Source organism: Actinophytocola sp. (assembly GCF_036555685.1).
GTDB lineage: Bacteria > Actinomycetota > Actinomycetes > Mycobacteriales > Pseudonocardiaceae > Actinophytocola.
On sequence record NZ_DATBKY010000128.1, the window covers coordinates 22,346 to 42,869 of the forward strand.

Annotated in this window: 19 protein-coding genes and 1 riboswitch; of the genes, 9 read left to right on the top strand and 10 right to left on the bottom strand. The window is 72.7% G+C overall.

From position 1 onward, the window contains the following. The first annotated feature begins 333 nt into the window (after positions 1 to 333). Positions 334 to 990, top strand: coding sequence for a response regulator transcription factor (locus VH969_RS13165; protein WP_331974034.1), 657 nt, complete (start codon positions 334 to 336; stop codon positions 988 to 990). Further along, positions 987 to 2,294: a sensor histidine kinase gene (locus VH969_RS13170; protein WP_331974004.1), complete on the top strand. Its 1,308-nt coding sequence runs from the start codon at positions 987 to 989 to the stop codon at positions 2,292 to 2,294. The genes VH969_RS13165 and VH969_RS13170 overlap by 4 nt, the downstream gene beginning before the upstream one ends. On the opposite strand, the gene VH969_RS13175 is transcribed toward VH969_RS13170, so the two are convergent. The 4 genes from VH969_RS13175 to VH969_RS13190 all read right to left on the bottom strand — a co-directional run bounded on the left by VH969_RS13175 (position 2,291) and on the right by VH969_RS13190 (position 5,845). Continuing rightward, on the bottom strand, positions 2,291 to 2,791 hold the full coding sequence (locus tag VH969_RS13175) for a hypothetical protein (RefSeq protein ID WP_331974005.1): 501 nt from the start codon (positions 2,789 to 2,791) through the stop codon (positions 2,291 to 2,293). The two genes, VH969_RS13170 and VH969_RS13175, sit on opposite strands and share 4 nt — an antisense overlap. Then, positions 2,788 to 3,093: a hypothetical protein gene (locus VH969_RS13180; protein ID WP_331974006.1), complete on the bottom strand. Its 306-nt coding sequence runs from the start codon at positions 3,091 to 3,093 to the stop codon at positions 2,788 to 2,790. The genes VH969_RS13175 and VH969_RS13180 overlap by 4 nt, the downstream gene beginning before the upstream one ends. Before the next feature lie 170 nt (positions 3,094 to 3,263). Beyond that, positions 3,264 to 4,526: a DUF1501 domain-containing protein gene (locus tag VH969_RS13185; RefSeq protein WP_331974007.1), complete on the bottom strand. Its 1,263-nt coding sequence runs from the start codon at positions 4,524 to 4,526 to the stop codon at positions 3,264 to 3,266. Beyond that, positions 4,523 to 5,845 carry a DUF1800 domain-containing protein gene (locus VH969_RS13190; RefSeq protein WP_331974008.1) on the bottom strand — a complete coding sequence of 441 codons (1,323 nt, stop codon included), beginning with the start codon at positions 5,843 to 5,845 and terminating at the stop codon, positions 4,523 to 4,525. Before VH969_RS13190 ends, VH969_RS13185 begins: the two co-directional genes overlap by 4 nt. A 255-nt stretch (positions 5,846 to 6,100) precedes the next feature. On the opposite strand from VH969_RS13190, the gene VH969_RS13195 reads away from it, so the two are divergent. Then, positions 6,101 to 6,361, top strand: coding sequence for a WhiB family transcriptional regulator (locus VH969_RS13195; RefSeq protein WP_331974009.1), 261 nt, complete (start codon positions 6,101 to 6,103; stop codon positions 6,359 to 6,361). A 96-nt stretch (positions 6,362 to 6,457) separates the two neighbouring features. Here VH969_RS13195 and VH969_RS13200 read toward each other — a convergent pair whose 3' ends face one another. Further along, positions 6,458 to 7,501, bottom strand: a complete 1,044-nt coding sequence (locus VH969_RS13200) for an alcohol dehydrogenase catalytic domain-containing protein (protein ID WP_331974010.1) — start codon at positions 7,499 to 7,501, stop codon at positions 6,458 to 6,460. Positions 7,502 to 8,014: 513 nt separating this feature from the next. Here VH969_RS13200 and VH969_RS13205 point away from each other — a divergent pair. Both VH969_RS13205 and VH969_RS13210 read left to right on the top strand, forming a co-directional pair. Beyond that, entirely contained in the window at positions 8,015 to 8,521 is a 507-nt protein-coding gene (locus tag VH969_RS13205) for a cupin domain-containing protein (RefSeq protein ID WP_331974035.1), read from the top strand. A 297-nt stretch (positions 8,522 to 8,818) separates the two neighbouring features. Next, entirely contained in the window at positions 8,819 to 9,202 is a 384-nt protein-coding gene (locus tag VH969_RS13210) for a histone-like nucleoid-structuring protein Lsr2 (RefSeq protein WP_331974011.1), read from the top strand. Between the two features lie 50 nt (positions 9,203 to 9,252). Here VH969_RS13210 and VH969_RS13215 read toward each other — a convergent pair whose 3' ends face one another. Next, complete coding sequence (locus VH969_RS13215; protein WP_331974012.1) at positions 9,253 to 9,567, bottom strand: DMT family transporter; 315 nt, start codon at positions 9,565 to 9,567, stop codon at positions 9,253 to 9,255. Positions 9,568 to 9,596: 29 nt separating this feature from the next. Further along, positions 9,597 to 9,661, bottom strand: a riboswitch (guanidine-III (ykkC-III) riboswitch). A 38-nt stretch (positions 9,662 to 9,699) separates the two neighbouring features. Continuing rightward, entirely contained in the window at positions 9,700 to 10,806 is a 1,107-nt protein-coding gene (locus VH969_RS13220; RefSeq protein ID WP_331974013.1) for a serine hydrolase domain-containing protein, read from the bottom strand. A 162-nt stretch (positions 10,807 to 10,968) separates the two neighbouring features. Here VH969_RS13220 and VH969_RS13225 point away from each other — a divergent pair, with 162 nt between their 5' ends. The 4 genes from VH969_RS13225 (at position 10,969) to VH969_RS13240 (ending at position 14,774) form a co-directional block, all read left to right on the top strand. Next, positions 10,969 to 12,339 carry an FGGY-family carbohydrate kinase gene (locus tag VH969_RS13225; RefSeq protein ID WP_331974014.1) on the top strand — a complete coding sequence of 457 codons (1,371 nt, stop codon included), beginning with the start codon at positions 10,969 to 10,971 and terminating at the stop codon, positions 12,337 to 12,339. Continuing rightward, entirely contained in the window at positions 12,336 to 13,223 is an 888-nt protein-coding gene (locus tag VH969_RS13230; protein WP_331974015.1) for a hypothetical protein, read from the top strand. Before VH969_RS13225 ends, VH969_RS13230 begins: the two co-directional genes overlap by 4 nt. Then, entirely contained in the window at positions 13,202 to 14,236 is a 1,035-nt protein-coding gene (locus VH969_RS13235; protein ID WP_331974016.1) for a LacI family DNA-binding transcriptional regulator, read from the top strand. Before VH969_RS13230 ends, VH969_RS13235 begins: the two co-directional genes overlap by 22 nt. Positions 14,237 to 14,309: 73 nt before the next feature. After that, entirely contained in the window at positions 14,310 to 14,774 is a 465-nt protein-coding gene (locus VH969_RS13240) for a GNAT family N-acetyltransferase (RefSeq protein WP_331974017.1), read from the top strand. Between the two features lie 127 nt (positions 14,775 to 14,901). Here the strand turns inward: VH969_RS13240 and VH969_RS13245 are convergent, their stop codons facing one another. Genes VH969_RS13245 through VH969_RS13255 form a run of 3 tightly spaced genes read right to left on the bottom strand, consistent with a single transcriptional unit; the run spans position 14,902 to position 20,523 of the window. Then, positions 14,902 to 16,248, bottom strand: a complete 1,347-nt coding sequence (locus tag VH969_RS13245) for a GH1 family beta-glucosidase (RefSeq protein ID WP_331974018.1) — start codon at positions 16,246 to 16,248, stop codon at positions 14,902 to 14,904. Continuing rightward, entirely contained in the window at positions 16,241 to 18,079 is a 1,839-nt protein-coding gene (locus VH969_RS13250; RefSeq protein ID WP_331974019.1) for a hypothetical protein, read from the bottom strand. The genes VH969_RS13245 and VH969_RS13250 overlap by 8 nt, the downstream gene beginning before the upstream one ends. Further along, positions 18,076 to 20,523 (bottom strand): alpha-mannosidase, encoded by a 2,448-nt coding sequence (locus VH969_RS13255; RefSeq protein ID WP_331974020.1) that lies wholly within the window; start codon positions 20,521 to 20,523, stop codon positions 18,076 to 18,078. Before VH969_RS13255 ends, VH969_RS13250 begins: the two co-directional genes overlap by 4 nt. Position 20,524: the final 1 nt, after the last annotated feature.

Here is a 20,524-nt window from a genome sequence, read left to right on the forward strand (position 1 = left end):
CCGCGAGGATCGGAATTCCCAGGACGACGACGGAATTCGGTACCCGGTAGACCGGGTGTGCGACAAGCATTCGAGACAGCGTGCGCATTTCGACATCACTTCCCTGACCATGCCGCGAACCTGATCGCGGCCGATCCGCCTTCGATGCCGAACTCGCAGGTCGGATCGGCTGCTACGAATTAATTGTGAATGCCGCGCGGTTAACCCCGCAGTTGCAATTCGGTCACGCGGACAAATACACAGAGAACTTGCCGGCGGCCCGGGCTGCTCCACCCGAGTGAAACACGCTCCGGGCACAGCAGGGAGAATGACCGGGTGAACGCGGCGCGCGTGATGATCGTCGAGGACTCCGAGGCCATCCGGCTCTCGGTGGAGTCGGCCCTCGCCGAGGCGGGCTACGCAGTGCTCGCCCGGCCCGACGGGTCCGACCTCGAGCCACAGCTCGCCACGTTCCGGCCGGACCTCGTCGTGCTGGACGTGATGCTGCCCGGCCGCGACGGGTTCGCCCTGCTGGAGATCATCCGCCGGTACTCGGCCGTCGGCGTCGTGCTGCTGACCGCGCGGGATGCCGTCGACGACCGGCTGCGCGGGCTCGGCGCCGGTGCGGACGACTATGTGGTCAAGCCGTTCGTGCTGGCCGAGCTGGTCGCGCGCGTCGAGGCGGTGCTGCGCCGGATGGGCCGCGCGCAGCCAGTGATCGAGATCGGCGACCTGGTGATCGACGGCGACGCCGGCCTGGTGCACCGCGGCGGCGTGCCGATCGACCTGACCACCACGGAGCTGAAGCTGCTGGTCCACCTCGCCCGCAGGCGCGACCGCGTGGTCGGCAAGGCGCAGCTGCTCACCGCGGTGTGGGGCTACGACGACTACGCGGCCAACCTCGTCGAGGTGCACATCAGCGCGCTGCGCCGCAAGCTCGAGGAGCACGGGCCGCGCCAGCTGCACACCGTGCGCGGCCGCGGGTACGTGCTGCGGGACTCGCCCGGATGAGCACCCGCACCACGTCGCTGCGCCGCCGGGTCACGCTCACCGCGCTCGGCGTGCTCGGCGTGGTCCTGCTGGCCGCCGGGCTGACCGTGACCGCGGTGTTCGACGCGCAGGCGGAGAAGAACCTCAACGCGCTGCTGGCCGGCCGGGTGCAGCTCGCCAAGCAGCTCGCCAGGCAGAACGTGGCACCCGAGGCGCTCGTGCGGCGGGTCGACGCGCCCGGGCTGCGGGTGTCGCTGCGGCTGCCGTCGGGCGAGCTGATCGGCGCGCAGCCGGTGCGGCCCGGCGGGTCGCTGCGCCAGGCGCGGGCCCGGCTTTCCGGGCCGGAGCGGATCGACGGCGCGCGGCTCGTGGTCAGCGCGGACACGCAGCTGCTGGCCGGAGCCCAGCGGACGTTGCAGCGCGTGCTCGTCCTCGCGGGCGTGGCCGCGCTCGTGCTCACCGCGCTGGGGCTCCTGTTCGGCATGCGGGTCGCGCTGTCCCCTCTGGACGCCATGACCGGCCTGGCGCGCGCGATCGCCGGCGGTCGGCGGGGTGGCCGGCTGCGACCGTCCAAGGCGGACACCGAGCTGGGCCGCGCGGCGACGGCGTTCGACGAGATGCTGGACGCGCTCGAGGGTGCCGAGCACGCGGCGCGGACGTCGGAGGAGCGCACGCGGCGGTTCGTGGCCGACGCCGCACACGAGCTGCGCACGCCGATCGCGGGCGTGCGGGCCGCGGCGGAGGCGGTGGTGGCGGAGACGGACCCGGCACGGCGCGAGCGCCTCGCGGTGTTGCTGGTGCGCGAGTCCGAGCGGGCGAGCCACCTCGTCGACGACCTCCTGGACCTCGCGCGCATCGACGCGGGCCTGACCCTGCGCAGCGAACCGGTGGACCTGTACGCGCTCGCGTCCGCGGCGCTGGAGCGGGTCCGGCTGGTCGCGCCGGACATCGCGGTGGAGCTCACCGGAGAGCGGGTCTGGGTGTCCGGGGACGCCGACCGCCTCACGCAGATCCTCACGAACCTGACCGACAACGCCCGCCGCGCGATGGACGGCATCGGGCGGCTCGCGATCACGGTGACCCGTGCGGGCCCGGCACGCGTCCTGGTGACCGACACGGGGCCGGGCATCCCGCCGGCGGATCGCGAACGGATCTTCGACCGTCTGGTGCGCCTGGACGAGTCCCGCTCGTCGAACTCCGGCGGTGGTGCCGGACTGGGCCTGGCCATCGCCCGCGGCATAGCCCGCGCCCACGGCGGCGACCTCCGCTGTCTGTCCACGGTAGACGGTCGCTCGGGCGCGGTCTTCGAGCTGGTCCTCCCCTAACCGGACCGGCGCAGGAACGTCACCGTCAGCCCGACGGCCAGCAGGACGAACCCGAGCACCGACAGCACCAGCGCGGCGGCGGTCTCGCCGGTGCCGTGCGGACCGGGGGTGAACATGAGCGCGTAGACGGATGCGATGCCCGCACCGGCGAACACACCGCCGAAGGTGTTGGCGGCGGTCTCCAGCGCGGAGCCACGCGAACGGCCCATGCCGAGCCTGGTGCCGGCCTGCCGCACGTGCAGCTCGTCGACGGTGCTCACGTGCCCGCGCCGCGCCACGCGAACCGCCTCCTGGCCCAGGTCGGCGAGGTACTCGGCGTGCAGCTCGGCCAGCCGTTCCCGTGCTTCGGGGCTGAACGTCATCGGCTCGCGCCGCCGCCGCGCCAGCTCCGCGTTGATGCGTTCGGCCGCGCCGGACAGCGTCGCCCGGTCGCCGCCGGATCGCGACGCGCCAGACGTGCCCCCGACCCGCCGGAGGGCATCACGCCCCTCGCTCATCGCGACTTCTCCGGCATGGCCGCGTCGAACTTCGCCTGCTCGGTCTCGAGCTCGTCGAGCAACTCGAGCAACTGCGGGTCGGAGACCGGCGACCGGTGCCTCCTGGCACGCCGAACGACGCGCCATACCAGGAAGACCGCGATCACCGGGGCCGCCGCCGCGGCGGCATAGACGACGTAGCTCCCCCACTGCGTGGACGACACCGCGTCGCCCAGCAGCTCCCCGAGTGCGCCGACGATCGCCCAGGCGCTGGCCGCGAGCAGAACCGCGGTGAAGGAGCCGCCAAATCGCCGGCGATCCACGTTCCCTCCGCATCCCGTGAGCCGCCGAGCGGTCACGTTCCCCAGTGTGACCGCCGATCATAGTGCCCAGGGAATGCGGCGATCCGGGGCCGCGGCTGGGTGCGACCCCGGACCAGCCGCCACGCCCGCCCGCGGACGATCCGCGACCGTCCGTCCGTGGACGTCGTGGGCTACGTGGCCACGAGGCCGTCGAGCTTGCCCGGGTGCTCGTCGAGGATCCGGGCCGGGTCGGCGCCCAGCACGTCCTGCAGCAGGACCGCGTAGATGTCCCGGAAGTCCGTCGTCGACTTGAGGTCGTCGTCGTCGAGATCGGTCAGGCTCGGCTGCTCGCCGTGGAAGCCGGCCTGCACGCGATCGCCGACGAGGAACACGGGGCCGGCCGTGCCGTGGTCGGTGCCCTCGCTCGCGTTGCCCTTCACCCGGCGGCCGAACTCCGAGTACACCAGCACCACCGCCTGCTTGCCCCGGTCGGTCGCCGCCAGCCGCTTCGCGAACGGGGTCACCGCGCTGTCCAGTTCGGACAGCAGTCGCTCCTGGGTGTCGCGCTCGTCCGCGTGCGTGTCGAAACCGCCCAGCGACACCGAGTACGCCCGGGTCGGCACCCCGGCTTCGATCAACCGTGCCACCACGTCCAGCTGCGCGGCGAGCCCGCCCTTGCCGCCGGCCGACGCGCCCTTGTCCCGCTCCTCGTCGTCCTCGCGGTCGCCCGTGTCCGGGCCGTGGACCGCGCCGCCGAGCGTCTTCGCCGCGTTGTGCAGGTCCGCGATCGAGCGGGCCGCGGTCGCCTGCCAGCGCTCCTCCCCCGACACCGGCTCGCCGAGCGCGGCGAACGCCGCGCCGAGGTCGCCCTTCGGCAGCTGCAACCCACCGGCCGGCAACGACGCGGCGGCCGTCTTCTCCCCCGCGAACAGCGGCGGCAGCACCGGGTCGATCGCGAGCGCGTGCAACGGGTTTCCGTCGGTGGCATCGAGCCAGCGGCCGAGCCAGCCGGTCGGCACCGCCGACTTCGGCGAACCGGTCTGCCAGATGCCCATCGACCGGAAGTGGCTGTGGTCCGGGTTCGGGTAGCCGACGCCGCGCACGATCGCGAGGCTGCCGTCGTCCCACAACCCCTTCATACCCTTCATGCCCGGGTTGAGCCCGAGCCCCTCACCGATGTCCAGCACCTCGTCGGGCTTGTAGGCGAGCTCCGGCCGAAGGTCCTGGTACGCGTCGTCGCCCGCCGGCACCACGGTGTTCAGCCCGTCGTTGCCGCCGTACAGCGTGAGCACCACGAGCACGCCCGCGTCCGGGTCGAGCGGGTCGTCGGCGGCCGCGGACATCAGGTCGTCCCAGTCCACCTGGGTGGCGCCCGCGGCGAGCGCGCCGGCCGCCGCGATCCCGGACCAGGTCAGGAAGCGACGCCGGGTCAGGGGGTTCATATGGTCGTTCATGCGCTCACCACGTATTCCGGTGCACACGCCGCGAGGGCGGTCACCTTGGCCGGGTCCGCGGCCACCTTGCCCAGCGCCGCGCGGGTACGGTCGGACCAGGCATCGACGGCGAGCAGCGCACGCACGGCCTCCACCTTGTCCTTGTTCTGCGCCAACGAGTCGAGGTTCGCCTGCTCGACGACGGCCTGGGCCACCTTCAGCCGGGTGAGACCCGCCGCGGTCGTCAGCCACGACGCCCCGGACGGCCAGCCGCCGACGCTCGGCGGCCGGAACGGCACCTGACCGAGACCCATCAGTCCCTTGTAGAGCTTCGCCTGCAGCTTCTCGTCCAGCGCCGAGGGCCGTACGCCGAGCGCGCGCAGCAGGCCGACGAGCCACTCGACCGGCTGCTTCACCAGCGCCGTCTTCTCGTCGCGGAACGCGGGTTCCGACGCGATCGCCCGCAGCGTCGCCTTGATGTCGCGGCGTGCGCCGTACGCGTCGAGCAACCGGCCACGCGCCTGCTCGTCCGGCGGAGTCGGCGACACCAGCCGGTACCACAGCCGCCCGACCACGAACGGCGCCGACTCCTCGCGGCTCAGCGCGAGGTCCACGAAGGACGACGCGTCGTAGTCGTCCTGCTTGCCGAAGATCGTGGCCGGCTTGTCGTCGTGTCGTTTCGCCACGAACTTCGCCACACCGGTCTTGCGGTCGATGGTCCACCCGGTCAGCGCCCGCGCGGCCTCGCGCACGTCGTCCTCGGTGTAGTGACCGACCCCGAGCGTGAACAGCTCCATGAACTCGCGGGCGAGGTTCTCGTTGGCCGCGCCCGCCTTGTTGTCGTTGCCGTCCAGCCAGACGATCATCGCCGGATCGTCGATCATCGCGTGCGCCAGGTCGGTGAAGCTGCCGAGCCCGAGCTTGCGGAACTTCTCGTTCTGGTCCAGCATCAGCTTGGCGATCTTGACCTTCTGCGCGCTGGTCGCGAAGTGCCCGTGCCAGAACCAGGTCAGCCGCTCGGTGGTGGCCACGTCCACGGCCACCATCCGGTCCAGCCACCACGCGGCGAGCTGCTTCTGCTGCGCGGCCCGCGCCTTGTTCGCCTTCTTCTTCGCGGCCCGGTCCTGTTCGGTCTGCTCCGCGCTCTTGTCCTTCTTGTTCTTCTCGGGGCGCGGCGGCGGTGGCAGGTCGGGCGGCGCCGGGGCGTTCCCGCCCGGAGGGGCCGTGAGCAGCCGGTCGAGCGCCTCGGCGAAGGGCTGGTCCAGGTCCCCGGGCCTGGCGCCGAAGCCGAACCGGTCGTAGAGCCGGCGCACCGCACTCCGTTCGTTGACTTCGACCATGTGCCGATCTTGGCGAACCGGCCCGCGCGCCGGCCACGAAACAACGGCCTTCTTCAGGAAACCCTCAGCGAGCCCGGTCGTGTGCGGAATAACACCGGCGCGAACGAACGTTCACACGTAGGATGGATCGTGCCGGCAATCGGCCGACATCTTCTGGCGCCTCCGGAACCGGGGCGCGACACCTCACGAACGAATCACTCCCTCGGGTCCGCTCGCGCGCGGGCGGCCCAGAGCCGTGATTGGAGGCGGCACGACATGACCACGACGATGACCGACTGGCGGCACCGTGCCGCCTGCCGGGACGAGGATCCCGAGCTGTTCTTTCCCATCTCCGACATGGGTCCCGGCGCCCGCCAGGCCGCCGAGGCGAAGGCGGTCTGCGCCCGGTGTCCGGTACGCGAGCAGTGCCTGCGCTACGCGCTGGACAACGGGCTCGACCACGGCGTCTTCGGCGGCACGACCGAGCTCGAGCGGCGAAAGCTGACCCGCTCGCGCCGCCAGCGCCAGGCCGCCTGACGAACCGGCAGCGCCCGGCCGCCCACCACGCGGCCGGGCGTCGTCCCGTCTGGACCTCCTGTTAGGTGGAGATGATTTCCGCCACACCGGGCCGGATCAGGCAGATATCACCACCTTGAGCGCCTCGTTGTCCGCGGCGTGCTTGAACACCTCGTACGCCTCGTCGATCTCGCCGAAGCCGAACGTGTGGGTGCCCATCTTCTCCGCCGGGATGCGGCCGCTGCCGACCATCTTCAGCAGCGTGGGGATGGAGACCGTGTCCACCAGGCCCATCGTGAGCTTCACGTTGTGGATCCACAGCTCCTGCATCGGCAGCTCGACCGGCACGCCGTGCACGCCGATGTTCGCGATCGTGCCGCCCGGGCGGACCAGGGACGCCGCGGTACGCAGCGTGTCCGGATAGCCGACGGCCTCGATGGACACGTCGACGCCCAGCCCGTCGGTCAGCGCGAGCACCGCGTCGGTCGTGTCGGGGCCGGCCTCGACCGCGTCCGTGGCGCCGAAGTCGAGCGCCTTGGTGAGCCGGAACTTGTTGGTGTCGACGGCGATCACCTTCGACGCGCCCCACAGCCCGGTGGTGAGGATCGCGGACAGGCCGACCGCGCCGGCGCCCACGACGGCTACCGTGTCGCCCGGCCGGACCTCACCGGCCAGCACGCCGACCTCGTACCCGGTGGGCAGCGAGTCGGCGAGGAAGATGGCCTGCTCGTTGGTGACGTTGTCGGGCACTGCGTAGAGCGAGGTGTCCGCGTAGGGCACGCGGACGTACTCGGCCTGCGTGCCGTCGATGAGGTGGCCGAAGATCCACCCGATGCCGCCGACCGTCTGGCAGTGCGACGGCATGCCGCGCTGGCAGTACTCGCACCGCCCGCACTTCGTGATGGCCGGGACGAGCACGCGGTCGCCGGCCGCGAAGCCCTTCACCGCGTCGCCGACCTCGGTCACCGTGCCGACGGCCTCGTGGCCGAGCACCCGGCCGTCGGTCACCGCGGCCACGTCGCCGAGGAGGATGTGCAAGTCGGTACCGCAGATCGTGGTGGTGTCGACCCGGACGACCACGTCGGTCGCCTCCTGGACGGCCGCGTCCGGCACGTCCTCCCACGCCTTGCTGCCCGGACCGTGGTAGACGAGTGCCTTCATCTCTGCCTCCGTTGGTCGGTTTGGTCCAACGAATGACGTTACGACCGCCCGCGCCCGCCGGCTGTCGCAAAATGCGACGTTCTCGCCCGTCGCGCGGCGTGCACGCGCCACCACGCGAACCCCGCGCCCACCGACGTCCACGACGTCATCTCGCCGGCCCACCGCATGCCGCCGCTGACGTAGTTCGGCACGTACGCGGGGTGCGGTGCGGAACGTCAGCCGCATCGCCGGCAGCACGCCGTCGAAGGTCTGCCCCGCCTGCTCGGGCGTGCGCCGCACCGCGACCACGAGCCGGCCGCCGGCGAGGTAGGGCGCGATGTAAGCGGATACGTTCAGCGTCACCGCCTCGGTGTCGCCGGTGAGCTGCCACCGCCACGAGCGGCAGAACCGTCAGCTTGGCTAGCGGGTTTCGCATGCCCGCCGGACGAGGGTTGCCGACCGGCCGGTTTCCCGCCGTGACCCATTCGTCATGAGAACTGCCCTTTCGGGAAGTGATGTGAGAAGGTGCGCGACATGACGGAAAGGCCCACTGCCGCGCAGCTCGCGGAACTCTGGCAACTGCGGTCGCTGCTGCCGCAGGAGGACGTGCTGTTCACCCCGACCTACGAGTCGCCGGGAAAGGGACCGGACGGAAAACCTCTCGGTACGGCGATGATCGCGATGTTCCTGCCGCATGCCGGTTCCTTTTCCGACATGCACCGGCTGCCCACCGACGAGGTCTGGCATTTCTACCTCGGCGACCCGATCGAGCTACTGCTTCTGCACCCGGACGGGAGTGACGAGCTGGTCATTCTGGGTACCGATGTGTTGGCCGGCGAGCGGGTGCAGACCGTGGTTCGCGCCGGTACCTGGATGGGCGCGCGGCTGCGGCCGGGTGGCGAATACGGCGTGTACGGCAACACGATGGCGCCGGGTTTCGTGCCGGACGACTTCGAGCGGCCGAATCCGGCGGAGCTCCGCGCGGGCTGGCCACACCGCGCCGATCTGATCGACGCCCTTATCCGAACGCCGTCCGACTGATTCCCGCCGCCCGGATTTTCCGGCTCGCGACCATCGGCCCACCCCTCAGGTGGCTTCCCGCCCGGCCACGCACCGAAGTGGATTGTGCACGATGTGACAGGGCGACCTCCTTGTGGATGAACGAATCCGCAGGTCGTCCACCTGATAGGGTGGCCGGCTGCAACTTGCCTGCCGCAAGCCCCGGTTATTTTGCATTTTCCCGACCGTCCACTTGGAGCAAAGCGAATTCCTTTGCTATTGTTCGGGCCGGAACTGATAGATGTGTCCAACATCGACGTCTCAGAAGGTGCTCAGCAAATGGCTCAGAAGGTTCTTGTTCAGCTGGTCGACGACCTGGACGGCACGGCCTCGGAGAGTGTCAGCACCGTTCACTTCGGCTTGGACGGCGTGACCTACGAGATCGATCTCACAGATTCGAACGCGGACCGCCTGCGTGGCGTGTTCGCTGATTACGTCAATTCCGCTCGCCGGACGGGCGGGCGGGTCAAGCGCGGCTCCGGCCGCAACGGCGCGGCGAACAACGACGCGAGCCAGATACGGGAATGGGCGCAGGCCAACGGCATCGAGCTCGCCGCCCGTGGCCGGATTCCCGCGCACGTCGCCGAGTCCTACCGAGAGGCCCAGAAGGGCGACAAGAAGCCGGCCCCGGCCAAGCGCCGCGCCCGCGCCAAGAAGGGCTGACACGCCGACGGCAGCGGGGCCGGCCGGGATTTCCGGCCGGCCCGGCCAGGTCAGTGCACGACCTTCAGCCCCACGACCCCGGCGACTATCAGCACGAGGCAGAACAGCCGGCCGGCGTTCGCGGGCTCACCGAGCGCGACCATGCCGACGACCGCGGTGCCGAGCGCGCCGATGCCGACCCACACCGCGTACCCCGTGCCGACGGGAATCGCGCGCAGCGCGTAGGCCAGCCCGCCCATGCTGAGCACGAGCGTGCCGGCGAACACGATCGTGGGCCCCACGCGGGTGAACCCGCGCGACGCCGACAGCGCGGCAGCCCACACGGTCTCGAGAACTCCGGACACGACGAGCACGGCCCACGCCATGACAACCTCCGCAGTAGTGGCGAACCAGTACCGCGTCGTCTTGTCGTGCCGGGTACGACGCACTCGTCCGGGACACCGCGAACACGGCGTCACCTCGAAGCTAGCACCCGGGCATCCCGGGTAGCCGGTTGATCAGGTGAGCTCGGCCACGGCCAGGGCGTGGACACGTTCGTATGCGTTGATCTCGACCGGGTTGAACCGGTTCTTCGTCAACGCCACCGTGATGCCCGTGGCGGTGTTCGCATACGCCGCACTGCCGCCCACGCCCACCATGCCGAACGTCGTCGGGGTCGCGGGCGCCTGCCCGATCGTGCCGACCGTGTAGCCCAGCCCGTACGACGCCGGCGCGCCCGTCATCTCGTCCACGCCGCTCGTCGCCACGGTCGTCACCGCGGTCAGGCGCTCCGGCGAGACCAGGCGGACGCCGTCGACCGGGTCGAGCAGGGCCGCGTACATCCGGGCCACCGCACGGGCCGACAGCACACCCCACGACGGCGCGTCGGCGGACAGCAGCCGCACGTCGTTGGCCAGTTCGGCCCTCGGGGTGAGCGCGGGTGGGCCGGCGTTGAACAGCGGCAGGTCCCCCGCCACCGACGCGAACATCGCGACGCCGGCCGGGTCGTCCGCGAACCGGGCGAGGCGCGCGTGCGCCGACTCCGGCACGCCGAAGTACAGCTCGCCGGCCACGCCCAGCGGGCCGGCCACCTCCTCGGCGAGCACCTGCGAGATCGGCTTGCCCGTTACCCGGCGGACGATCTCGCCGAGCAGGAAGCCGAACGTGATCGGGTGGTAGCCGGACCGCTCCCCCGGCACCCAGCGCGGTTCGAGACCGGCGATGACCTCACACATCGCGTCCCAGTCGGTGAACGTCCCCACCGTCAGGTCCGTGGGCAGGGCCGGCACACCGGCCGAGTGCGTCAGCGCGTCCCGCACGGTCGCGCGGTCCTTGCCGTGCGCGCCGAACTCCGGCCACAGCTCGGCGATGCGCGTGTCGTAGTCCAGCGCGCCCCGCTCGGCGAGCACGTGCACGACGGTCGCGGCCACGCCCTTGGCCGTCGAGGCCGCGTAGAAGATCGTGTCCGGCGTGACCGGACGGCCGGTCGCCGGGTCGGCCACGCCCGCGACGGCCTCCGCGACCAGCTCGCCGCGGTGGTACACAGCCGCCTGCAGGCCGTTCTCGGATCCCGACGCCACCAGGTCCTCGAGGAGCCCCCGGACCTGCTCGGAAAGATCGCTCATGTCGTTCCCTTGTTCGCGGCGCCGGTGGCCGGCACCTCTCGGCCCTCAGTCGGAGCCCGCGACCCATTCTCGACATTGCGCTTGACCTGGTCCCATTCGACTGGCGAGGATGACCGGCGAAGTGTGGCAACGATTCCACACCGCGTCGAAGGGACGGGACGGGTGGCAGGCGGTCCGGGGGTGCTCGCCGGCATCGACGTCGGCACGACCAACTGCAAGGTCAGCGTCTACCCACCCGGCGGCCCCGCGATCGCGACCCGCCGCCGGCCCACGCCACCCGGCGCGGCGGAGCTCGTCGCCGGCGTGCTCGACGACCTGCGCACGTGCCTCGACGGGCGGCGGCCGCTGGCGGTCGGCGTCACCGGGGTCGCCGAGGGCGGCGTGCCGCTCGACGCCGGCCTGCGCCCGGCCGGCCCGCTGATCTGGTGGCACGACCGCCGCGCGGAGGACGCGGCACGCCGGCTCGCCGACGAGGTGGGCCGGGCCGAGCTGTTCCGCCGCACCGGGGTGGACGTCGCCGCGAAGACCCCGCTCGCGCTGTGGTGCTGGCACGCGGACCTGACCCGCATGCGCGCCTGGGTGGGCGTGCCGGAGCTCGTGGCGACCGCGCTGTGCGGGGAGCCGCTCACCGACCGGACGCTCGCCGGCCGCTCGGGGGCGTTCGACCAGCGCGCGGGTAGCTGGGCCGACGACCTCCTGGCGCTGGCCGGGATCCGTGCCGACCAGCTGCCCGACCCGCGTGGCATCGGCTCCGCCCGGCACGTGCTGCCCACCGGCACGCCGGTCGTCGTCGCCGGGCACGACCACCTCGTCGCCGCCTACGCCGCGGGCGCCCGCGAACCGGGCGAGGTCGCCGACTCGCTCGGCACCGCGGAGGCCGTGGTCATGCTCGCGAGCTCGCCCCCATCCGAGGACGCCGCCGGCACGGGCGTGTCGTGGAACCGGACCGCGGACGGCCGGCACTGGGCGCTCGTGTCGGGCTTTCCCGCGAGCGGCCGGCTCGTGGAGTGGCTGCGGGCCCGCTGCGCCGGTGACTACGACACCCTCGACGCGCTCACGGGCGCGGTCGGCAAGCCGACCGGCCTGGTCGTGCTGCCCTACCTCGCCGGCCGGGCGGCACCCGCGCCGGACCCGGGCCGCGGGCTGTCCATCCGCGGGCTCACCGCGCGGCACCGGTTCGCCGACGTCGCCGCCGGCGTGCTCGAGGGCGCCTGCTTCCACGCCCGCTGGATGGCCGAGCGGCAGGCGCGCCATACCGGCACCGAGCTGGGGCCGGTCACCGTCCTGGGCGGCCCGGCACGCGGCCGGACGTGGATGAACGTCAAGGCACACGTGCTGCCCGGGCCGGTGCGCCGGCTGCGGACCGTGGACGCGGCCTGCGCCGGCGCGGCCGGCCTCGCCGGGCGCGCGATCGGCCTGCCCGCGCCGGCCGCGGGCAGCGAGGAGCTGCCGCGCGACGACGTGCTGGCAGGGCGGTACGAAGCGGTCTACCGGGACTTCCTGTCCCATGCCCGGGGGGTGGCAGCAGCGTGAGTGCCGAGACCGACCTCGCCCGCCTGGCCCGGCCGTCCGGCGGCCTGGCGATGGTGGCGATGGACCAGCGGGAGAGCCTGCGCACGATGCTGGCCGGGCACCGCCCCGACCCGGTGCCCGACGAGGAGCTCGTGCGCTTCAAGCTCGCCGTCGCCCGCACGGTCGGGCCGCACGCGAGCGGCTTCCTCATCGACCGGACGTACGGCTACGAGAAGGTCGTCGGCGAGCGGCTGCTGCCCGACGACTGTGGCCTGATCCTCGCCGCGGACGCGCTGGTCCACCACGTCGCCGGCGGTCCGGTCGAGGAGACCCGGCTCGACGACGCCGTCGACCCGGCCGCCGCGCGCGCCCGCGGCGTGGCCGCGCTGAAGCTGCTGGTGATCTGGCGCCGCGACGCGGACCGGGAGGCCCGGCTGGCCATGTCCGCCGAGTTCGTCCGCCGGTGCGCGGCGGCCGGGCTGCTGTCGGTCCTCGAGGGCGTCGTGCGGCCGGGCCCCGGCGCCACCGGCACCGACTTCGACGACCTGCTGCTCGAGGCGGCCCGCGAGCTCGGCGGGCTGCGACCGTCGCTGTACAAGGCGCAGGTGCCCCGGCACGGGCAGGCCCCGCCGGACCAGGTGGAGCGCGTGTGCGAGCGCGTCACCGCGACCGTCCCGGTGCCGTGGGTGGTGCTGTCGCAGGGCGTGCCGGTCGCCGACTTCCCGGCGTGCGTGCGGGTCGCGTGCCGGGCCGGGGCATCGGGCTTCCTCGCCGGGCGGGCGATCTGGAGCGACACCCTCGCCGACCCGGCACGGCTGCTGCACACCCGCTCGGTGGACCGGTTGCGCATGCTCGGCAAGATCGTCGACGCGACCGCCCGGCCGTGGCAGCAGGCCGCCGCGTGACCGCCACGGGCAAGCGCCGCGCCACGATCGGCGACGTCGCGAAGGCCGCCGGCGTCTCGCCGTCCACGGCCTCGCGCGCGCTCACCGGCCACGGGTACGCGGCGGCGAGCGTCAAGAAACGGGTGCTCGCCGCGGCCACCAGCCTCGGCTACGTACCCGACGACATCGCACGCAGCCTCAAGCGCCGCACCTCGCGGCTCGTCGGCGTGGTGATCTCCGACCTGCGCAACCCGTTCTACGCCGACCTCGCGGCCGGGATCGAGGAGGTGCTCGGCGCGGCCGGGTTCCAGATGGTCGTGGTCAACGACGACGGCGACACCGACCGGGAGCTCGCGGGCGTGCGGACGCTGCTCGCCATGCGCGTACCGGGCACGATCGTGACCCCCCTGTCCGCGGCCGCGGGCGCGCTGCTGACCGGGCAGGGCGTGCCGGTCGTCGAGGTGGACCGGCAGATGGCCGAGAGCCAGTGCGACGCGGTGCTGGTCGACTCCTCGCACGGCGCGCGGGAGGCGACCGCGCACCTGCTCGAGCTCGGCCACCGCCGCGTCGGCTTCGTGGTCGACGAGCTGGAGTGGACGACCGGGGTGGGCCGGCTCGACGGGTACCGGCGGGCGCTGCGGGACGCGCGGGTCCGCTACGACTCGACGCTCGTCGCGCGGGTGGGCTTCGGCGCGGGCAACGCGGCCGCCGCGACCGGCGAGCTGCTCGACCGGCATCCGGACCTGACCGCGATCTTCGCGGCGAACAACGTCGTGGCCGAAGGCGTGTGGCAGGAGCTGCAGCGCCGCCGGCTGCGCGTGCCGGCCGACCTGTCGCTGGTGGCGTTCGACGACCAGCCGTGGATGACGATGGTCGAGCCGGCGGTGAGCGCGGTGCGCCAGCCGGTGGTCCGGCTCGGCGCGAAGGCGGCGGAGCTGGTCCTGGCCCGCATGTCGGGCGAGCTGACCGGCGAGCCGCGCACCGTGTGGCTGGAGCCGGAGTTCATCCGGCGCGCCTCCACCCGCGAGGCCTAGTACCGCGTGGCGGCAACGGTTGAACGCTCGGTGCGCCGCAGAGGGATGACGACGAGTACGACGAAAGGCGCAGATGGACTGGGTGATCACCATCGCGGCGGAGCAGGACGCGGGCGAGATCATGACGGTGCAGCGGGCCGCCTATGTGTCCGAGGCACGTCTCTACGACAACACGCGCCTGTCCGCGCTGTCCGAGCCGATGGAGAAGATCCTCGAGTCGGTCGCGGCCGGCGAGGTGCTGGTGGCCAAGATGGGCAGTCGGATCGTCGGCGCGGTCCGCGGTGTGCGCAAGGCGGACGAGTGCCACGTCGAGAGGCTCGTGGTGGCGCCGGACATGCAGGGCCGCGGTATCGGCGCGGCCCTGCTGCGCGCGGTCGAGGAGCACGGCGTCAAGGGCGTGCGGCGGTTCGTGCTCCACACGGGCGACCGCAGCCGGGCGAACATCAGCCTGTATCGCAAGGTCGGCTACACCGAGACCCATCGCGAAGTCGTCGGCGAGACGCTGTCGCTGGTCTACCTGGCGAAGCCGGCGGAATGAGGAGGTGCCGAGCGAGCGCGGCGAGCACTCCGCCACCGGATCTCGATCTGTCCGAAGTCGACGGTGCGGAGCGAGCCGGCCGAGACGTACGGACAGCCCTCGCGCCAACACAGCCCGGTGACGCCGGCTAGCGCACGGCTCCGGTCCGGATGAGGTCGGCGTAGTACCGGCCGCTGTCCTTCACGGTGCGCGCCTGCGTCTCGTAGTCCACGTGCACCAGGCCGAACCGCGGCGCGTAGCCCATCGCCCACTCGAAGTTGTCCATCAGCGACCAGTGGAAGTAGCCCGCCACGGGCGCGCCGGCCGCGATCGCCTCGTGCACCGCGACCAGGTGGTCACGGAGGAACCCCACCCGCCTCGGGTCGGCGGGCGCGTCGTCGAACACGCCGCCGTTCTCCGTGATCAGCAGCGGCACGCGCGGGTAGTCGCGGTGCAGCCGCAGCAGCAGCCCGGTCAGCGCGGACGGGACGATCGCCCAGCCCGCGTCGGTGACCGGCGTGCCGTCCGGGACGGGGACGACCTCCCAGCCGAATGGCGGTCTGTCCGGCGCGGCGCGCATCACCCGCGTCGTGTAGTAGTTGACGCCGATGAAGTCCGCGCCCGCCGCGATCGTCTCGAGGTCACCGTCGCGGACCCAGTCCAGCGGGTGGCCGAGCGCGGACTCGTAGCGCCGCCACATGTCCGCCGGGTACTCGCCGCGCAGCACCGGATCGAGGAACCAGCGGTTCACGTAGCCGTCCGACCCCTCGGTCGCCGCGAGGTCCGCCGCCGAGTCCGACGCCGGCTCGTGCGGGAAGAGGCTGTACGCCACGCCCGCGCGCCCGTCGCCCCCTCCCGCGCGCAGCGCCTGGACGGCCAGGCCGTGGGCGAGCAGCAGGTGGTGCATGGCACGCACGGACCCGCCGAGGTCTCGCTCGCCGGGCGCGTGGATGCCCAGCTGATGACCGAGTACGCCGATGATCCACGGCTCGTTGATCGTCACCCACGTCCGCACCCGGTCGCCGTAGGCCGCGAAGCACTCCCGCGCGTAGCCGGCGAACCGGGCCGCCGTGTCCCGGTCGCGCCAGCCCCCGGTCTCCTGCAGCGCCTGCGGCAGGTCCCAGTGGTAGAGCGTGACCACCGGTTCGATGCCGCGCGCCAGCAGGGCGTCGATCAGGCGGTCGTAGTGCGCGAGGCCGGCGGGGTTGACCGGCCCGGCGCCGGACGGGAACAGCCGCGGCCAGGCGATCGAGAACCGGTAGGCGTTGAGCCCGAGCGACGCCATGAGGTCCACATCGGACCTCCAGCGCCGGTAGTGGTCACACGCCACATCCCCGGTCCCGCCGCCGTCGACCGCGCCCTCGGTGTGCGCGAACCGGTCCCAGATGGACTCCCCGCGGCCGCCCGTGGCCACCGCGCCCTCCACCTGGTAGGCCGAGGTCGCCGCGCCCCACAGGAAGCCGTCGGGGAACCGGCGGGGCGCGGGGCTAGCCAAGCTGTTCCTCGCACGCCAGCAGCAGCACGCCGACGCACCAGGCGTGCGACAGCGTGAGCAGCATGCCCTTCGGCTGGTAGCACGCGGTCTGGAAGTACCGCTCGCTCACCATGCCGCGGTAGGCGTTGAAGTCGCCGTCCGCGCGGGCCACGAGCTGGCGGAAGCAGGCGAGGTTCTCCTCCGCGGACGCCAGGTAGTAGTCGTCGCCCAGGTGTTTGCCGAGGCGGGCCAGCTCGGCCGCGCAGATCAGGCCGTAGGAGTGCAGGTGCTGGTTGGCCGGCGACGCCTGGTCCGCGCCGCGGGTGCGGAACCCGTAGTCCCGCAACAGGGTGTGCTCGGGGAAGTCGACGTCGTAGGTGTAGCGGAACGTCAAGGTCCAGTCCGCCGCCCGCCGGGCCAGCGCGAGCCACCGCCCGTCGCCGCCGGCCTCGAACAGCGCCACGTACGCCATGATCGCGAGGTAGCCGTCCTCCGAGGTCGGCGCGAGGTCGACGTCCTCCGGCGCGCCGTAGAGGAACTCGTCCTCGACCGCGGCCGCGTAGTACTCGCCGGCCCGCCGCGCCGCCCGCAGGTAGCGCGGCTCGCCGAGCAGCGCGGCCGCCTCCACGAGAGCCGGCACCCACGCGAGGCCGCTGGTGCCGTTCCGGTCGACGACCTCGCCGGTCCCGGTGTCGTAGCCCGAGCCCAGCGAGCCGTCCGCGGCCTGCCCGGCGCACGCGACGTCCAGGTTGGACCGGACGGCGGCGAGCCAACCCGGCCGGTTCTCTCGGGCGAGCGCGCGCACGAGGAACAGCGTCGCCTCGCCGAGGGTCCGGGCGTGCACCCGGCGGCGGTTCGGGGTCCAGCCCGCGTTCCACCCGGACTCGGCGGTCCACTGGCCCCAGAACGTGCCGCCCGGGGTGAGGTGGCCGGCGATGTTGTCCAGCACCGCGGTCGCGGCGTCCACATAGGACGCCGAGCCGACGCGGCGGCCGTGGCGCAGCAGCGCGTACGCGTAGGGCACGCCGCTGATCCACGAGACGTGCATGGCCTGCCGGTCGCCACGCTCGCCGAGCGCGTCCCGGTCGAACGCAGCGGTCTCCAGCAGCACCGCGTCCGCCGCGCGGTAGTGCCACCGGTACAGGCCCCAGGCGGCCAGCTCCGCCGCCTGCTCGACCGGCACCCACGGCACGGTGTCGGCGTCGATCGGCGCGGTGCGCTCGTGGACGTCGCGCAGCACCTCGGTGTAGGCGTGCCGGTCCGGCCCCAGCTCGTAGACGGTGAACCAGAGCGACCGCCGCTCCCCCGGCTGCCACTCGTAGGTCGGCACGTCCGCGGGCCGCGGGACCTGCGTGCCGTCATAGGTCACCGGCTCCTCGCGGTACGGGAAGTGCAGCCGCAGCACCGGATGCGAGCCGTCCGGCTCGTCCGACACCGCGAACCCGACGCCGGCCTGCCCGAGCGGCGACCACTCCGTGGTGACCAGCGCGGCGCCACCCGCCTCGTCCCAGGCGAACACCGCGGGCGTGGCGCACCGGTCCGCGCGGAACGACCAGTACGCCGACTCCAGCCGCTCCGGGTCCGGGTCGTCGACGCTGAACCGCGGATAGCGCACCCGGCAGCCGGCCACCCGGTTCTCCCCGTAGAACACGCCCGGCACGAGCCAGCGGGGGTCGTCGGACGGACCCATCCGCAGCTCCACCCGAAGCCCCGCCTCGACCGGCTCGTCCGCCACACAGGTGACGTCGAGCCGCACCGCGTACCGGCCACCGTCCGGCTCGGACAGGTGCCACTCGACGGACAGGCAACCGTCCTGTCCGGACAGGACGGTGACGGTCGGCGGGTGTCTCATGCCGGCCACTCGACAAGGTCCACCTCGGTCACCGGTGCCGCGGGGTCGCGCGGTACCCGGAACGTCTTCACCTCGGCCGGCCCGAAGCTCGCGGTCACCGTCCGGCCGAGCACCTCGATAGTCGCCTCCGCGGCACGACCCGTGGACTCGTAGGCCCGCACGATCATCGCGTCGTCGCCGTCCTCGGCCATCTTGAGCACCGACGGGACGACCGCCGACCCGGTGACCGACATGAACGATCGCGCCTGCGGCAGGTCACCGTCGTGATAGGACTCCAGCAGCGGGAAGGCGGGCTGGTTCAGCTCCGCCGCGAGACGTACCACCCCGGCGTCGCGCCAGTCGCCCGCGTGCGGCACGAGCCGGACCGTGAACTCCTGGCGACCCTGGTCCTGGTAGCTGTACAGCTCGCCGGGGTCGAGCTCCTTCGGCTCGTGCCACGCGTACACCGGGCTACGTGCCGCGGTGACGCCGATGTCGCCACCACCATTCTCGCCGACCCGCACGTCGTGGCCGTACTTGCCGTCGTTGAGCACGGCGAGCCCACCGCGCCGGCCACCCGGCAGCTCGCCGGTGACGTCGACCCACGCCTGCGCGGCCTCCTCGCTGCCGTTCGCCGGGCGCACGAGGTGGCCGTACGGGATCTCGAAGGTCGCCTCCGGCTCGGTGACCGCGGTCGGGAAGCGGAGCTTCAGCAGCTTCTGCTTCTCGTGCCAGTGAAGCGTCACGCGGATCTCGACGTGCCGATCGCGGGCACCCAGCACGTACTCCTCGACCAATGTGGACGATCCGTACCCGCTCGTCACCCGCAGCACCGCGCGGACCGGGCCGTGCTCGACCAGCCGCGTCGCGCGCACCTCGAACGCCCCGGCCACCTTGTCGTACGCGCGCACCCGGTGGCCCCAGGTGTCCGACGCGTCGTCGATCACGACAGCGTGCCGGGCGGGCCGCCCGCCCGCCAGGTCCACGTCGCCGGCCTTTTCCCGGAGGCTGCGCACCCAGCCGGTGTCCGGGTCGAGCTCGAGCGCCACGAAGTCGTTCTCCAACCGGGTGTCCGTGGCCGCCACCGGCGAGCCGGCCGGCTCCTCGCCGGCCGGCTGGATCCGGTAGGTCCGGTAGCCCAGCGGCGGCACGTCGGCGGCGAGCACGAGGCGGCGCCGCCAGCCGTTCACCGTCGCCCGCGACCGGGTCCGCTGCACGGCCACGGGTTCGCCGAGGTCGTCGACCGCCCGCGCACCCGGCGCGGCGAACCCGCCGAACTCGAACTCGACGTCCGCGCGCAGCGGCCACGGGTGCGGGTTCACCACGAGCAGCGGCGTCATGTCCGGCTCGGGCTCGATGTGCACGCGCCGGGTCAGCGACTGGACCGCGCGGTTGAACGCCTCCCCCGCGAGCGACACGGCGTGCCCGAACTGGTCCCGGCTGTCCTCGTACGCCGGTTCGATCGCGGCGCCGCCGAGCGTGTCGTGGAACTGGTTGAACAGCACCTGCCGCCACGCCTGACCGAACTTCGCGTACGGGTAGGGCACGTCGGCGACCGCCGCGCCGACCGCGGCCCACTTCTCCGCCCGGGCCAGGAGGTTCTCCGCGCGCCGGTTCCACCGCTTGACCCCGGAGTGCGCGGAGTAGCAGCCGACCGCGTGGTGCTGCAGCTCGCCGGCATGTACCGGGATCTCCTGCCCGCTCGACGCGAGCGTGTCGAAGTACTCGCGCGGGCCGCCGCAGCGCAGCCGCGGTAGCCCGCCCGTTGCGTCCAGCCGGCGGATGCTGTCCAGGTTGGCCTTCGTCGGCCCGCCGCCGTGGTTGCCGACCCCGTAGAACACCATCAGGTCCGGCGCGTCCGGCGGCAGCTGGGCGAGCGACTTGTCGATCTGGTAGCCGAGGTCGGTGCCGGAGCTGCAGTACTCGTGCGGGATGCGGTAGGTCAGCACGCGCGAGCCGTCCGGGGACTCCCACCAGAAGTACGGTCCGGGCAGCGTCATCTCGTGCGGGCCGGGGCGCATGAAGACATAGGCGTCGATGCCGGCCTTGCGCAGCAGCTGCGGCAGGGACGCGTTGTGCCCGAACGGGTCGACGTTGCAGCCGACGGTGACCGTGACGCCGAACCTCTCCTTCAGCCAGCGCTGCGAGTACAGGGCCTGCCGCACGAACGACTCGCCGCCGGGCAGGTTGCAGTCCGGCTCGATCCACCAGCCGCCGACGATCTGCCAGCGGCCCTCGGCGACCCGCTTGGCGATCGCGTCGAACAGGTCCGGGTCGTGCTCCTCGACCCACGCGAGGTAGAGCACCGAGTCGCAGGTGAACACGAACTCGGGGTACTCGCGCATCCGGTCGATCGCCGAGGCGAAGGTGGCCCGCACCTCCTGGTAGCCCTCGGGCCACTGCCACAGCCACACCGGGTCGATGTGCGCGTTCCCGATCATGTGCAGCGTGCGCTGCTCCGGCATG